The sequence below is a fragment of the Roseicyclus marinus genome, from assembly GCF_030163795.1.
Classification (GTDB): Bacteria; Pseudomonadota; Alphaproteobacteria; order Rhodobacterales; family Rhodobacteraceae; genus Roseicyclus; species Roseicyclus marinus.
In genome coordinates, this window is sequence record NZ_JASJOF010000017.1 from 19189 (window position 1) to 33776 (window position 14588).

Here is a 14588-nt window from a genome sequence, read left to right on the forward strand (position 1 = left end):
GCTGCGCAGGACAGGTGCAATCCGGGCCATAGATGGTTAAATGAATGAACGACCCGTTCAAACCCGAGGATTTTCCACATGCCAGCCCCCGCCACCCAAGGGTCCTGGATCGACCGTTTCGAAGGTTTGAGCGGGCTGGAGCCGCGCATCCGCGACATCCTGACATCGCGCAGCCAGCTTATGCGCCTGCCCAAGGGAACGGTGATCTTCGCCCCCGGCAAATCGCCCGAGAACCTGTTGCTGCTGCTGTCGGGCACCGTCCGCGTGCAGCAACTGGGCGAGAACGGGCGCGAGGTCGTGCTCTATCGTGCGACGGCGGGCGAAAGCTGCGTGCTGACCACGGCCTGCATGCTGGCCTACGAGGATCTCGCCGCCGAAGGCATCGCCGAAACCGAGGTGACCGCCGCCGCGATCCCGCGCACGGTGTTCGACGATCTGGTCGCCTCCTCGGTGGAGTTCCGCAATTTCGTGTTCCGCGCCTATTCGCGCCGGATGACCGACCTGTTCCGGGTGATCGAAGACATCGCCTTTCGCCGGATGGACATCCGCCTTGCGCAAAAGATCCTCGACCGCGCCGAGGCCGGGGTGCTCAAGGCGACCCATGCCCAGCTCGCCGCCGAGCTTGGCACCGCGCGCGAGGTCATCTCGCGCCAATTGGCCGAATTCCAGCGCCGTGGCTGGATCGCGCAATCGCGCGGCACGATCGAGATCCTCGATGATGCGGGTCTGCGGAAACTCGCCGAAGGCTAGGTTCCGACGGCCTGACGCGCTTGTGTGACTAGATCACCGATAGGCGGGCACAGAATCGCTATGCATCATCGTGCGAACAGGAAGGAGACCTTTCCAAATGACAGCCATCTTTGAGGCAGCCCCGCACGCCCGTGCCGGAGGTGCCGCATGATCGAAACCGTTTTCACCCCGTGGCAGTCGCTGGGCGGCGGCGTGCTGATCGGGCTTTCCGCCGTGCTCCTGATGCTGGCGGTGGGCCGCGTCATGGGGGCGACCGGCGTTCTGGCCGGCATCTTCGCCCCCGCCTCGATCGCGGACCTGAGCTGGCGCCTCGCCCTCTTGGCGGGCATGGTCACGGGGCCCACCGTCTATTGGCTTGCCACCGGCGGGATGCCCGAGATCACGGTTCCCGTCTCGATGCCGATGCTTTTGATCGGCGGTTTCATCGTGGGCGTCGGTGTGACCTACGGCTCCGGCTGCACTTCCGGTCATGGCGTTTGCGGCATGGCACGGCTCTCGCCGCGCTCCATCGTCGCCACGATCACCTTCATGATCGCGACCGCCATCACCGTTTTCATCATCCGCCACGTGATCGGAGGGTAGGATCATGCACCTGATCGCAATCTATCTCATCGGGGTGATCTTCGGCACGGGCATCGTCATGTCCGGCATGGCGAACCCTGCCAAGGTCATCAACTTCTTCGACGTGGCCGGCAGCTGGGACCCCAGCCTGATCTTCGTCATGGGCGGCGCGCTGATCGTGACCGCCATCGGCTACCGGCTGGTTTTCGGACGCAGCCGCCCGATCTGGGAGGGGCGCTTCAGCCTGCCCACGGCCCGCAACATCGATGCGCGCCTTGTCGGCGGTTCGGCCGTTTTCGGCATCGGCTGGGGCATCGCGGGCTTCTGCCCGGGTGGCGCGCTCCCCGCGCTGGGCACGGGCCGTCTCGACGTCATCGCCTTCGTGGGCGCGATGCTCTTGGGCATCTTCGCCGCGAAATACCTGCAAAACCTGTCGCGCACCCGTGCGCAGGCAGCCCAGTGATCCCGGAGGATCCCGACATGACCGACTATCCCGTCAACATGACCGTCAAACCCCAGGTTCAGGCCTTTTTCGACGCGGCGACGAATACGATCAGCTACATCGTGAAGGATCCGAATTCGACCTCATGTGCCATCGTCGACAGCGTGATGGACATCGATTACGCCGCCGGTCGCATCACCTACGACCACGCCGACGCCCTGATCGCCGCGATCCAGACGCAGGGGCTCAAGCTGGAATGGATCATCGAAACCCATGTCCATGCCGACCACCTGTCTGCCGCGCCCTATATCCAGCAAAAGCTGGGCGGCAAGATCGGCATCGGCTCCAAGATCATGGTCGTGCAGGACACGTTCGGAAAGATCTTCAACGAAGGGACCGAGTTCCAGCGTGACGGCAGCCAGTTCGACGCCCTGTTCGAGGATGGCGACAGCTACATGATCGGCACGTTGCAGGCCTTCGCCATGTATACGCCCGGCCACACGCCCGCCTGCATGGTGCATGTGATGGGCGACGCCGCCTTCGTGGGCGATACGCTCTTCATGCCCGATGGCGGATCGGCGCGCGCCGATTTCCCCGGCGGGGATGCGGGCACGCTCTATGACAGCATCCAGAAGGTTCTGGCGCTGCCCGACGAGATGCGCCTCTTCATGTGCCACGACTACGGGCCCAATGGCCGCGACATCCAGTGGGAAACCACAGTGGGCGAGGAAAAGGCGCACAACATCCATGTGGGTGCGGGCAAGACGAAGGAGGAATTCGTCAAGTTCCGCACCGAACGTGACGCGCAACTGGCCATGCCGCGGCTGATCATCCCGTCCCTTCAGGTCAACATGCGCGCAGGCGCCATCCCGACCGACAAGGACGGCCGCCCGATGCTCAAGGTGCCGGTCAACGGCCTCTGATCCCGGGGCAGGCGGCGCCGCGCGCCGCCGCTCCCGTTCCGCCCTGCACGTCGCAGCCATTCCGGACCATCGCCATGACACCCCGAAAGATCACCGAAACGCTCTCCGTCAGCGAACAGATCACCGCCGCCGACCTGCCCGCGCTTGCCGCCCAAGGCTATCGGAGCATCATCTGCAACCGTCCCGACGGCGAAGAGCCGGGCCAACCGCCCGCCGCCGAGATCGAGGCGGCCGCCCGCGACCTCGGGCTTGGCTTTGCCCTCTTGCCCGTGACCCCCGCAACGCTGGACGAGGCCGCGGGCCGCGCCTTTGGCAAGCTCGTGCGGGACCTGCCCGGCCCGGTCCTGGCCTATTGCCGGTCCGGCGCAAGGTCGTCGACGCTCTGGTCGCTTGCCGACGCACAAGATCCCGCCTCACGCTGATCCCCCCAATGCCGGGCGCGCCTCCCTTTCGCCTTCGCCGCCCGGCCCCCGCCTTGAAAAGACCGCCCCGATGATCGACCGCATCCGCAGATATGTTCCCGTGCTCGACTGGGGTCGCCGCTACAACCGCGACGCGCTGCACAATGACCTGATGGCAGCGGTGATCGTCACCATCATGCTGATCCCGCAATCGCTGGCCTATGCGATGTTGGCGGGCCTGCCGCCCGAAGCGGGGCTTTACGCCTCGATCCTGCCGATCGTCCTTTACGCCATCTTCGGCACCTCGCGCGCTTTGGCGGTGGGGCCGGTGGCGGTCGTGTCGCTGATGACGGCGGCGGCGGTGGGGCAGGTGGCCGAACAGGGCACGGCGGGCTATGCCGTGGCCGCCTTGACGCTTGCCGCGATGTCGGGGGCGATCTTGCTCGCCATGGGTTTCCTGCGGCTGGGGTTTCTCGCCAATTTCCTCAGCCATCCGGTGATCGCGGGCTTCATCACGGCATCGGGCATCCTGATCGCGGCCAGCCAGCTCAAGCATATCCTCGGTGTTTCGGCCTCGGGCCATACCCTGCCCGAGATGCTCGTGACGCTTGCCGAAAACCTGCCCGAGGCCGATCCCGTCACCATTGCCATCGGTGTCGGTGCGACCGGGTTCCTGTTCTGGGTCCGCAAGGGGTTGAAGCCCTTGCTCATCGGGCGCGGCGTGAAACCCAAGCTCGCGGATGTGGCCCAGAAGGCCGGGCCTGTTGCCGCTGTCGTCGTCACCACCCTCATCGTCTGGGGCTTTGGTCTGGCCGATACGGGCGTCGCCATCGTGGGCGCGGTGCCGCAATCCCTGCCGCCCCTCACGCTGCCCAGTTTCGATTTCGACCTTCTGACCGCGCTTTTCGTGCCGGCGCTCCTGATCTCGGTCATCGGCTTCGTGGAATCCATCTCCGTGGCCCAGACGCTGGCCGCCAGAAAACGCCAGCGCATCAACCCCGATCAGGAATTGATCGGGCTGGGGGCGGCCAACCTCGGGGCGGGCTTTACCGGCGGTTTTCCGGTAACGGGCGGTTTTGCGCGGTCCGTGGTGAATTTCGATGCCGGCGCCGAAACGCCCGCGGCTGGCGCCTACACGGCCCTTGGCCTTGCCATCGCCGCCATGGCGCTGACGCCGCTGATCCATTTCCTGCCGACCGCGACGCTTGCAGCCACGATCATCGTGGCCGTTCTCTCACTTGTCGATGTCTCGATCCTGAAAACCGCTTGGGCCTATTCAAAGGCCGATTTCGCTGCCGTTGCCGCTACGATCCTGCTCACTCTGGGCTTCGGGGTGGAAACCGGCGTCTCGGCAGGCGTGACCCTGTCGATCCTCCTCCACCTCTACAAGACGTCGAAACCACACGTGGCCGAGGTGGGGCTGGTCCCCGGCACCCAGCATTTCCGCAACATCCACCGCCACAAGGTCGAAACCGACCCTGCCGTCCTGACCATCCGCATCGACGAAAGCCTCTATTTCCCCAATGCCCGGTTCCTCGAGGATTACATCCTCGGCCGTGTGGTCGAAGGCGGTCCGATCCGCCATGTCGTCTTGATGTGTTCCGCGGTCAACGTGATCGACTTCTCCGCGCTCGAGGCGCTGGAGGCGCTCAACCACAGGCTCAAGGACATGGGTGTCGCCCTGCACTTGTCCGAGGTGAAAGGGCCGGTCACCGATCGTCTGGAAAAGACCCATTTCCTGCGCGACCTGACGGGGCGGGTTTTCCTGTCGCAATACGATGCCTGGGTTGCGCTGACAGCCGGGCCGCCGCCTGCGAAAGCGGCGGAATAGTCAGGCAAACCGCAGGTCTGCGCGTCTCACTCCACCGCGCTCAGGGCCGGTGCCGTGCCCCGGCTCATCGCCCGTCCGGCCCCGTCGAAGAACAGCACGGCTTCGGGCTCCGCAAACAAGCGCAGGCTGTCGCCCTCGCGCACCCGGCTTGCGTGGCCGTCGCGCAGGATCAACCGATCCTCGCCGATGGCCAGATGCACCAGCGTTTCCGCCCCCAACGCTTCGACCAGAACGACCGTCGCCTCCGGTCCCTCCCGCCCGATGCGCAGCGTTTCTGGCCGCACGCCGACGGCCGTGGCCCCTTGGGGCGCGGCCCCGGCCAACGTCGCGATGGCCTTGCCGCCCGGCGCGCCCAGATCGAAGACGTTCATCGGCGGCGCCCCGATGAATTCCGCCACGAACCGGCTGGCGGGCCGTTCGTACAGGTCCATCGGCGTGCCGATCTGTTCGATCTTGCCCTCGGACATGATCACGATCCGGTCGGCAAGGCTCATCGCCTCCACCTGGTCATGGGTGACAAAGACAAAGGTCGCGCCAAGTCGGCGGTGCAGATCCTTCAACTCAGCGCGCAATTGAGTCCGCAGCTTGGCATCCAGGTTCGACAGCGGCTCGTCGAACAAGAACACCGCCGGTTCGCGCACGATGGCGCGCCCCATGGCCACCCGCTGGCGCTGGCCGCCCGACAATTGCCGCGGCTTGCGGTCGAGGAATTTCTCGATCTGCAAGGTGGCCGCCGCCTGCGCGATGCGCCGGTCGATCTCCGGGCGCGGCGTGCCCTTGTTCTTGAGCCCGTATTCCATGTTCTTGCGCACGGACATGTGGGGGTAGAGCGCGTAGTTCTGGAACACCATGGCGATGTCGCGCTCGGCGGGTTCCAACTTGTTCACGACCCGGCCTGCGATCTCGACCTCGCCCTCGGTGATCGTCTCGAGCCCCGCGATCATGCGCAGGATCGTGGATTTCCCGCAGCCCGAGGGGCCGACCAGCACGATGAATTCCCCGTCCGCGATATCGACCGACGCCCCTTTGACGGCGCTGACACCGCCTGCATAGGTTTTGCCTACGTTTTTCAGTTTCAGCTCGGCCATGGTTATTTCTCGCTGTCCACGAGGCCCTTCACGAAAAGCCTCTGCATGAAGATGACGACGGCGACGGGCGGCAGCATGGCCAGCACGGTCACCGACATGATGGAATTCCACAAGGGTTCGCTGTCGACCACATCGGCCATCCGCTTGATGCCCGCGACGATGGTCTGGTAGCTGTCATCGGTCGTGACAAGGATCGGCCAGAGATACTGGTTCCAGCCGTAGATGAAGAGGATGACGAACAGCGCCGCGATGTTGGTCTGGGACATCGGCAAAAGGATATCCTTGAAGAACTTCATCGGCCCCGCCCCATCGATCCGGGCCGCTTCCATCATCTCGTCGGGGATGGTCAGGAACACCTGCCGGAACAGGAAGGTGGCGGTGGCCGACGCCATCAGCGGCACGGTCAGGCCATAGTAGCTGTTGAGCATGTTGAGGTTCGAAATCACCTCGAAGGTCGGCACGATCCGCACCTCCACGGGCAGCATCAGCGTGATGAAGATCATCCAGAAGGCCAGCACCCGGAACGGGAACCGGAAATAGACGATGGCAAAGGCCGACAGGATCGAGATGACGATTTTGCCAAAAGCGATGGCCAGCGCCATGATCATCGAATTGGTCATCATCACCCCGATCGGCACCGACATCTGCGAGGCGATGCCGCCCTCGAAGACACCGGTGTAGGTCTCTACCGCGTTGCCGCCGGGCAAAAGCGGGATCGTCCCCGAGGTGAAAGCCGTGGGCGCATGGGTCGAGGCGATGACCGCGACATAGACCGGAAAGGCCACGATCACGACGCCCAGGATCAGGACGGCATGGGCGAGGTAATCGAGCCAGCGTTGATTTTCGACCATTTTCCAGCCCCCTCAGTAGGTCACACGCCGTTCCACGAAGCGGAACTGGACAAAGGTCAAAACGATGACGAGGCCCATCAAGATCACCGATTGCGCCGCCGACGATCCGAAGTTGAGGCCGACGAACCCGTCGCGGAACACCTTGTAGACAAGGATATTTGTGGCCTGTGCGGGCCCGCCCTCGGTCGTGGCGTCGATGACGGCGAAGGTCTCGAACAGCGTGTAGACGATGTTGACGACCAACAGGAAAAAGGTCGTGGGCGACAAAAGCGGCAAGGTGATGGTCCAGAACCGCTTGAACGGGCCCGCACCGTCGATGGCGGCGGCCTCGCGCAAGCTGTTGGGGATGGATTGCAGCCCTGCGACGAAGAACAGGAAATTGTAGCTGATCTGCTTCCACGCGGCGGCGACGACAACAAGGATCATGGCGTCCGATGGCGTCAGCAGGTGGTTCCAATCATAGCCGAAGAACGTCTCCAGCACATAGGGCATGATCCCGATCGTGGGGTTGAAGATGAACCACCACAGAATGCCCGCCACCGCGGGCGCCACCGCATAGGGCCAGACCAGAAGCGTCGTATAGGCCCGCCCCGACCGGATCATCCGGTCGACGGCCAAGGCCAGCACCAGCGAGACACCCAGCGCCAGGATCACGGTCGAGATCGAAAAGATCACCGTCACCTTGATCGCATTCAGGTATTCGGGGCTGTCCAGAAGCCGCTCGTAATTGCGCAGGCCGACGAAGGTGAAATTCAGGCCGAACGCATCCTCGCGCAAAAAGGATTGGCGCACGGCTTGAGCCGCAGGCCACAGAAAGAAGATGCCGGTGATGATCAGCTGTGGTGCCAGCAACAAATAGGGCAGGCCCTTGTTGCCGAAAATCGTGCGTTTGGTCTGCATCTCGCCCCCAAGGTGCAAAGACCCGCGCCACAATCATTGCGGCGCGGGCCGGTCGTCAGGTCAACGGGTTCAGCCGTTGGCGTCTTCGAACTCGCGGATCAGCGCGTTGCCGCGTTCCACCACCGCATCAAGCGCGCCCTGCGCATCGACGGCACCCGAGAGCAAACGCTCGAATTCCTCGTCGATGACGGTGCGGATCTGCACGTAGTTGCCGAACCGCAGGCCGCGCGAATTCTCGGTCGGCTCGTTCAGCGTCATCTGCCGGATCGAAGTGTCCGCGCCGGGGTTGGCTTCGTAATAGCCCTGCGCCTGGCTCAGTTCATAGGCGGCCTGCGTGATCGGCAGGTAGCCGGTGTCCTGGTGCCATTGTGCCTGAACCTCGGGGGAGGAGAGGAAGTTGAAGAACTCGGCCACGCCGCGCTGCTCTTCCTCGCTGCCGCCCGACAGAACCCACAGGGTCGCGCCGCCGATGATCGTGTTCTGCGGTGCGCCGTCCACGTCGTCGTAATAGGGCAGCATGCCGATGCCGACTTCGAAATCGGTGGCATTCGCCATCACGCCCGCACGGCCGGCCGAGGATTCCATCAAGATCCCGCAGGTCTGCGAGTAGAAGGCCGGACCGGCATCATTGCCGCCGCCGGGGCCGGCGTAGCGATACAGGCCCTCGTCCTCCCAGCGCGCAAGGTTCTCCCAGTGACGCACCTGAACCGGCCCGTTGAAGGTCAGTTCGGTCTCCAGCCCGCCAAAGCCGTTTTGCAACGTGCCGATCGGCTGATTGTGCCAGGCCGAGAAGTTTTCCAGCTGCGCCCAGCTGACCCAGCGCGAGGTGAAGCCGCATTCCGCAGCGCCCGAGGATACGATCTGCCGCGAGAATTCCTCGACCTCCGCCCAGGTGGTCGGCGGGGTGTTGGGGTCAAGGCCCGCCGCTTCGAAGATGTTGCGGTTGTAGTAGAGGATCGGCGTCGACGAATTGAACGGCATCGACAGCATGTTGCCCTCGGGGTCCGTGTAATAGCCGACCACGGCAGGCAGGAAGGCGGAGGGGTCGAAATCGACGCCCGCATTGGCCATCAACTGGTAGACCGGAACGATGGCGCCCTGTGCGGCCATCATCGTGCCCGTGCCGACCTCGAAGACCTGCACGATGTCGGGCTGTTCGCCCGCGCGGAAGGCCGCGATCGCGCCGGTCATCGTCTCGGCATAGGATCCGCGATAGCTCGGGACCACCACGAACTCGCTCTGCGTCGCGTTGAAGGCAGTCGCCAGCGCCTCGGTCTTCTCACCCAGTTCGCCGCCCATGGCGTGCCACCAATCGATCTGGGTCTGCGCCGCAGCATGGCTGGAAAGCGCGATGACGCTGGCGGCGCTTGCCGCAGCGAAGTGACTGAATTTCATATGTTTCTCCTCCGGCCGGTCGCCCGGCACTGATGTCGGTCTGGAAACGAAAGAGGGCCGTCATGGCACCCCCTCCGCACGGCGCTTAGCGCTCTATTGTGACAGGTGTGTTACAACCTGCGAGGATTGAGACATGACGTCGGGAAGAAAATCAACCAAAAGGTAAAACCGCTCGCAAAAGAATTTTCGCGTGAAAGGACCGGCCCGGTTCAGGCCGCCAGATCGACCCAGACCGGCACGTGATCGGAGGGCTTTTCGCGCCCGCGCACGGCCTTTTCGATGCCTGCATCCCGCATCAGATCGGCGGCCTGCGGGCTGAGCAGCAGGTGGTCGATGCGGATGCCGTTGTTCCGCTCCCACGCCCCGGCTTGATAATCCCAAAAACTGTAAAGGCCGGGGGCTTGGTTGCGCGCCCGGATCGCCTCGGTGAAGCCAAGGTTCACGATCCGCCGGAACGCGGCGCGGCTCTGCGGCAACGCCAGCGCATCCTCGCGCCAGGATTCGGGCTTGGCGGCATCCTCGTCTTGCGGGATCACGTTGTAGTCACCCGCCAGAACCAGCGGCATCTCCTGCGCCAGCAGACTGCGGGCATGGGCCTCCATCCGCGCCATCCATGCCAGCTTGTAATCGTATTTCGGTCCTGGCGCGGGATTGCCGTTGGGCAGGTACAGCCCGCACAGCCGCACGGCGTGGCTGTCTCCGATCACCGTCGCCTCGATCCAGCGCGCCTGTTCGTCGGCCTCGTCCCCGGGCAGGCCGCGGCTGATATCCTCAAGCGGCAGTTTCGACAGGATGGCGACCCCATTGAACCCCTTCTGGCCATGGGTTTCGACGCGGTAGCCCATGTCCTCGAAATGCGCGCGGGGAAATCCCTCGTCGACCGATTTGATCTCCTGCAACAGCGCCACATCGGGCTGGAACTCGCCCAGCCAATCGCTCAACGCCTCGATCCGGGCCTTGACGCCGTTGATGTTGAATGTCGCGATCTTCATGGCCCGATCCCCCGTTTGCCCCGGTTTTCACACGGGGCAGGGCCGGGGGGCAAGGTCACATCGAAATCGGCCTCACATCGAGAAAGATGTCCCGCAGCCGCAAGACGAGGTGGCATTGGGGTTCTCGATGGTGAACCGCGCCCCGATCAGCTCCTCGCTGAAATCGATCACCGCATCGGCAAGGAATGGCAGGGACACGCTGTCGACCACCACTTTCTGCCCGTTCCCCTCCAGCACCAGATCGTCGCTTGTGGGTTCGTCCAGCTTGATCTCGTATTGAAATCCGGAACACCCGCCGCCCTCGACCGCGACGCGCAGCGCGCGGGCCTCGCCCGCCGCCTCGTTGATCTCGGCCAGACGCGCAAAGGCGCGTTCGGTAACCTTGGGCGGCACGGTCAGAGTGAGGGACATGGGCGGCATTCCTTCGGGCGCTGTCGCATTTCGCATCCTCAGCATATATGAACCACGCCAAGCCCGACAAGAACCGGAACCGATGCGATGCGCGCTCCCTTTGCCTGCGACCCGACCAAGACCCGCGGACGCCGCCTCGCCGAAGAGGAAAGCACCTTCCGGTCGCCCTTCCAGCGCGACCGCGACCGGATCATCCACGCCTCGGCCTTCCGCCGCCTCAAGCACAAGACGCAGGTCTTCGTGGAACACGAGGGCGATTATTTCCGCACCCGGCTCACCCATTCGATCGAGGTGGCGCAGGTGGCCCGCACCATCGCGCGCGCCCTCGGCCTCGACGAGGATCTGACCGAGGCCGTGGCGCTCGCCCATGATCTCGGCCACCCGCCTTTCGGCCACACGGGCGAGGATGCGCTTCAGGCGCTGATGGCCCCCTATGGCGGCTTCGACCATAACGCGCAGGCGATCCGGATCGTCACCCATCTGGAACGCCATTACGCCGATTTTGACGGCCTGAACCTCAGCTGGGAAACGCTCGAAGGCATCGCCAAGCACAATGGTCCCGTCCTGCCGCCCATCCATTGGGCTTTGGCCGCCTGCTGCGCGAGCGTCGATCTCGAACTCTCCACCCATGCCAGCGCCGAGGCGCAGGTCGCCGCCATCGCCGATGACATCGCCTACAATCACCACGACCTGCACGATGGCCTGCGGGCCGAGCTGTTCTCGACCGACGATCTCGCCGCACTCCCGATCCTCGACCGCTGCTTTGCCGAGGTCGACCGCCTCTATCCCGGCCTCAATTACTACCGCCGCCGTCACGAGGCGCTGCGCCGCTTCTTCGGCGTGCTGGTCGAGGACGTGATCGCCTATGCCCGCACCGAATTGGCCGCGCTCGCCCCCGACAGCGCGCAGGCGATCCGCGCCGCGGGCCGCCCGATCATCCGCTTCTCCAAACCCGTCTTCGACGATCTCAAGGTGATCCGCGATTTCCTCTTCCACCGCATGTACCGCGCCCCCGCCGTGGTCGAGATGCGGCGCGAGGTGACGGGCGTGGTCCGCGATCTCTTTCCCCATTTCATGGCCCACCCCGATGAATTGCCCAAGCAATGGCGCAAGGATGTGGAGGAGGTGGCGGGCGACGACACGGCGCTGGCCCGCATCGTGTGCGATTACATCTCCGGCATGACCGACCGCTTCGCCCTGCAAACCCACGCCCGGATTTTCGGCGCACCGACCATGGAACGGGGGGTCTATCCGTGATGCGACACGCCTTCGCCTGCGCTGTCTGTCTGCTGATGCCCGGTATCGCGGCGGCACAGGATTTTTCGGGCCGCTACCACATCGATTCCTGCGCCACGGGCCATCCCGAAGGCGCGATGACGATCGCGGGCGACCGGGCCGATTTCTACGAAAGCACCTGCCGCCTGACCAACCCCGTTGCCGTCCGCGACATGGGCGATGCCACGCTCTTCGACATGGTCTGCACGGGCGAGGGCGAAAGCTGGTCCTTCCGCGCGCTTTTGATGCGCGGACAGGACGGCCTTGTCTTCGTGCGCGAGGGGCAGGGGGGCACTTACGCGCGCTGCAATTGACCTCTCCCGCCATCGTGTTAGGAGGCGGGGCAGACCACCCCGAGGGGAAAACGATGACCTTGTTTGCCGATATCCATGCTGCCGTCCTGACCGCGCTCGACGCGCTCGAGGCCGAGGGGGCGCTGCCCGCAGGCCTCGACCGCGCGAATGTGGCGGTCGAACCGCCCCGCGACGCAGCGCATGGCGACATGGCGACCAATGCCGCGATGGTGCTGTCCAAGCCCGCAGGCATGAAACCCCGCGACATCGCCGAGGCGCTGGCGGCCAAGCTGGCGCAGGACCCCCGCATCGCCGCGGCCGACGTGGCGGGCCCGGGCTTTCTCAACCTGCGCCTCATGCCCGACGCATGGCGCGGCGTGGTCGCGGCCATCCTGACGCAGGCCGATGCCTATGGCCGCTCGACGATGGGGCAGGGGCGGCGCGTGAACGTGGAATATGTCTCCGCCAACCCGACCGGGCCGCTCCACGTGGGCCATACCCGCGGGGCGGTCTTCGGCGATGCGCTGGCCAGCCTTCTGGACTTCACCGGCCATGACGTGACGCGCGAATACTACATCAACGACGGCGGCGCGCAGGTCGATGTTCTCGCGCGGTCCGTCTATCTCCGCTACCTCGAGGCGCATGGCCAGACGGTCGCCTTCGAGGATGGGACCTATCCCGGCGACTACCTGATCGAGGTGGGCGAGGCCTTGGCCGCCAAGGTGGGCCGCGCCTATGTCGACCAGCCCGAAGAGGTCTGGCTGGCCGAGGTGCGCGCCTTCGCCACCGACCGCATGATGGACCTGATCCGGGCGGACCTGAAGGCGCTCGGCGTCGAGATGGACATGTTCTATTCCGAGAAATCCCTCTACGGCACCGGCCGGATCGAGGCCGCGCTCGACGATCTGCGCGCCAAGGGCCTGATCTACGAAGGCGTTCTCGAACCGCCCAAGGGCAAGACCCCCGAGGATTGGGAACCGCGCAGCCAGACCTTGTTCAAATCGACCGATTTCGGCGACGATGTCGACCGCCCGGTGATGAAATCGGACGGCGCATGGACCTATTTCGCCCCCGATATCGCCTATCACTACGACAAGATCACCCGTGGCTTCGACGAATTGATCGACGTTTTCGGCGCCGATCACGGCGGCTACGTCAAGCGGATGAAGGCGGCCGTGGCGGCCCTCTCGGGCAATCGCGTGCCGCTCGACATCAAGCTGACGCAGCTCGTGAAGCTCAAGCGCGGCGATCAGGAACTCAAGATGTCCAAGCGCGCGGGCACCTTCGTGACGCTGCGCGACGTGGTCGAGATGGTGGGCGCCGATGTCACCCGCTTCGTGATGCTCACCCGCAAGAACGACGCGCCCTTGGATTTCGATGTCGACAAGGTGCGCGAGCAATCCAAGGACAATCCGGTCTTCTACGTCCAGTATGCCCATGCCCGGATCCAGTCCGTGCTGCGCAAGGCTGCCGAGGCGGGCGTGGCCCCCGGCGGTCCCGAAGACCTGTCGGTGATCGCGGATCCGGCGGAACTGGCGCTGGTGGCCAAGCTTGCCGAATGGCCCCGCTTGGTCGAAAGCGCGGCCCAGACGCACGAGCCCCACCGGGTCGCTTTCTACCTCTACGACCTGTCCTCCGAATTCCATGCGCTGTGGAACAAAGGCAATGGCGAACCCGCCCTGCGCTTCTGGCAAGAGGACGACCATGCCACAAGTCGGGGCAAACTCGCCCTGATCCGGTCCGTTGCGATTGTCATTTCCAACGGTCTTGGTATTCTTGGCGTCAAACCGGCTGACAAGATGTAAGGCGTTCAAGACCTTCCACCAGCCGGATCGAGACAGTCGAAAGCCCCCGCGCGACCCGTGCAGGTCAGGGCGGGGCGGCAAAAACAGGCGTGGCAGGTCATGGCGGATTACGACTACTCCGGGACGGATGCGGTGCATGCGCACCCTCGTGGCGGAACGCCCCCCGAGGGTGCCTTGCGCATCGGAACACTGGTCAATTGGGCAGGCGCCTTCGTGTCGCTTGGTCTTGTGATCGGCATGGGCATCTGGGCCTACCAGCTGACGATGCGCGATCTCTCCGGCGTCCCGGTGATCCGCGCGCTCGAAGGGCCGATGCGCGTCGCGCCCGCCGATCCCGGTGGCACGCAGGCCGAACACCAGGGCTTGGCGGTCAACCGCATCGCCGAAGGTGGTGATGCCGCGCCGGTCCCCGACCGCCTGATCCTCGCGCCGCCGCCCGTCGATCTGGATGTCGTGGCGCTGGCCTCGGCTTCCGCCCCGGCCCCGGCTTCGGTCATGTCCGGCACGGCGGGCAGCGCGCCCTTGCCCACGCCCGAAGCGGCCAGCGCGGGTACACAAGCGCTCATCGAACGGCTGATGGGCCAGGCCGCGCCCGACGCGGCCACGGCCCCTGCGGATGCGGGCGTCGCCATCGCCGCTGAAACCACCGCCGCACCCGCCGCCGCCGTGC

General features: G+C 64.9%; 15 protein-coding genes and 1 pseudogene. 10 read left to right on the forward strand and 6 right to left on the reverse strand.

Going from position 1 to position 14588, the window contains the following annotated elements; genetic code table 11:
• Positions 1-78 precede the first annotated feature (78 nt).
• The 6 genes from QQK63_RS16965 (at position 79) to QQK63_RS16990 (ending at position 4908) form a co-directional block, all read left to right on the forward strand.
• Positions 79-750, forward strand: a complete 672-nt coding sequence (locus QQK63_RS16965) for a Crp/Fnr family transcriptional regulator (protein ID WP_277828687.1) — start codon at positions 79-81, stop codon at positions 748-750.
• A 147-nt stretch (positions 751-897) separates the two neighbouring features.
• The gene (locus tag QQK63_RS16970; RefSeq protein ID WP_277828686.1) at positions 898-1332 is read left to right on the forward strand and encodes a YeeE/YedE family protein; all 435 of its coding nucleotides are present in this window, start codon (positions 898-900) and stop codon (positions 1330-1332) included.
• A gap of 4 nt (positions 1333-1336) precedes the next feature.
• A complete protein-coding gene (locus tag QQK63_RS16975; protein ID WP_277828685.1) occupies positions 1337-1774 on the forward strand; it encodes a DUF6691 family protein in 438 nt (145 codons plus the stop codon).
• A 17-nt stretch (positions 1775-1791) separates the two neighbouring features.
• Entirely contained in the window at positions 1792-2676 is an 885-nt protein-coding gene (locus QQK63_RS16980) for an MBL fold metallo-hydrolase (RefSeq protein ID WP_277828684.1), read from the forward strand.
• Positions 2677-2750: 74 nt separating this feature from the next.
• Positions 2751-3098, forward strand: coding sequence for a protein tyrosine phosphatase family protein (locus tag QQK63_RS16985; protein WP_277828683.1), 348 nt, complete (start codon positions 2751-2753; stop codon positions 3096-3098).
• A gap of 70 nt (positions 3099-3168) precedes the next feature.
• Positions 3169-4908: a SulP family inorganic anion transporter gene (locus QQK63_RS16990; protein ID WP_277828682.1), complete on the forward strand. Its 1740-nt coding sequence runs from the start codon at positions 3169-3171 to the stop codon at positions 4906-4908.
• Positions 4909-4934: 26 nt separating this feature from the next.
• Here the strand turns inward: QQK63_RS16990 and ugpC are convergent, their stop codons facing one another.
• The 6 genes from ugpC to QQK63_RS17020 all read right to left on the reverse strand — a co-directional run bounded on the left by ugpC (position 4935) and on the right by QQK63_RS17020 (position 10533).
• The gene (gene ugpC, locus QQK63_RS16995; RefSeq protein WP_277828681.1) at positions 4935-5996 is read right to left on the reverse strand and encodes a sn-glycerol-3-phosphate ABC transporter ATP-binding protein UgpC; all 1062 of its coding nucleotides are present in this window, start codon (positions 5994-5996) and stop codon (positions 4935-4937) included.
• Positions 5997-5998: 2 nt separating this feature from the next.
• A complete protein-coding gene (ugpE, locus tag QQK63_RS17000; protein ID WP_277828680.1) occupies positions 5999-6847 on the reverse strand; it encodes a sn-glycerol-3-phosphate ABC transporter permease UgpE in 849 nt (282 codons plus the stop codon).
• Between the two features lie 12 nt (positions 6848-6859).
• Complete coding sequence (ugpA, locus tag QQK63_RS17005; protein WP_277828679.1) at positions 6860-7747, reverse strand: sn-glycerol-3-phosphate ABC transporter permease UgpA; 888 nt, start codon at positions 7745-7747, stop codon at positions 6860-6862.
• A 69-nt stretch (positions 7748-7816) separates the two neighbouring features.
• Positions 7817-9142 carry a sn-glycerol-3-phosphate ABC transporter substrate-binding protein UgpB gene (gene ugpB, locus QQK63_RS17010; protein ID WP_277828677.1) on the reverse strand — a complete coding sequence of 442 codons (1326 nt, stop codon included), beginning with the start codon at positions 9140-9142 and terminating at the stop codon, positions 7817-7819.
• Between the two features lie 209 nt (positions 9143-9351).
• Positions 9352-10134, reverse strand: coding sequence for an exodeoxyribonuclease III (xth, locus tag QQK63_RS17015; RefSeq protein WP_277828675.1), 783 nt, complete (start codon positions 10132-10134; stop codon positions 9352-9354).
• A gap of 72 nt (positions 10135-10206) precedes the next feature.
• A complete protein-coding gene (locus QQK63_RS17020) occupies positions 10207-10533 on the reverse strand; it encodes a HesB/IscA family protein (RefSeq protein WP_277829084.1) in 327 nt (108 codons plus the stop codon).
• Between the two features lie 99 nt (positions 10534-10632).
• Between QQK63_RS17020 and QQK63_RS17025 the strand changes: the two genes are divergently transcribed.
• From QQK63_RS17025 to QQK63_RS17040, 4 genes and pseudogenes are all read left to right on the forward strand, one after another.
• Positions 10633-11802 (forward strand): deoxyguanosinetriphosphate triphosphohydrolase, encoded by a 1170-nt coding sequence (locus tag QQK63_RS17025; protein ID WP_277828673.1) that lies wholly within the window; start codon positions 10633-10635, stop codon positions 11800-11802.
• Complete coding sequence (locus QQK63_RS17030) at positions 11802-12134, forward strand: hypothetical protein (protein ID WP_277828670.1); 333 nt, start codon at positions 11802-11804, stop codon at positions 12132-12134. Before QQK63_RS17025 ends, QQK63_RS17030 begins: the two co-directional genes overlap by 1 nt.
• Before the next feature lie 53 nt (positions 12135-12187).
• On the forward strand, positions 12188-13918 hold the full coding sequence (gene argS / locus QQK63_RS17035) for an arginine--tRNA ligase (RefSeq protein WP_277828668.1): 1731 nt from the start codon (positions 12188-12190) through the stop codon (positions 13916-13918).
• A gap of 99 nt (positions 13919-14017) precedes the next feature.
• A pseudogene (locus QQK63_RS17040) lies at positions 14018-14588 on the forward strand (SPOR domain-containing protein); the annotation flags it as partial.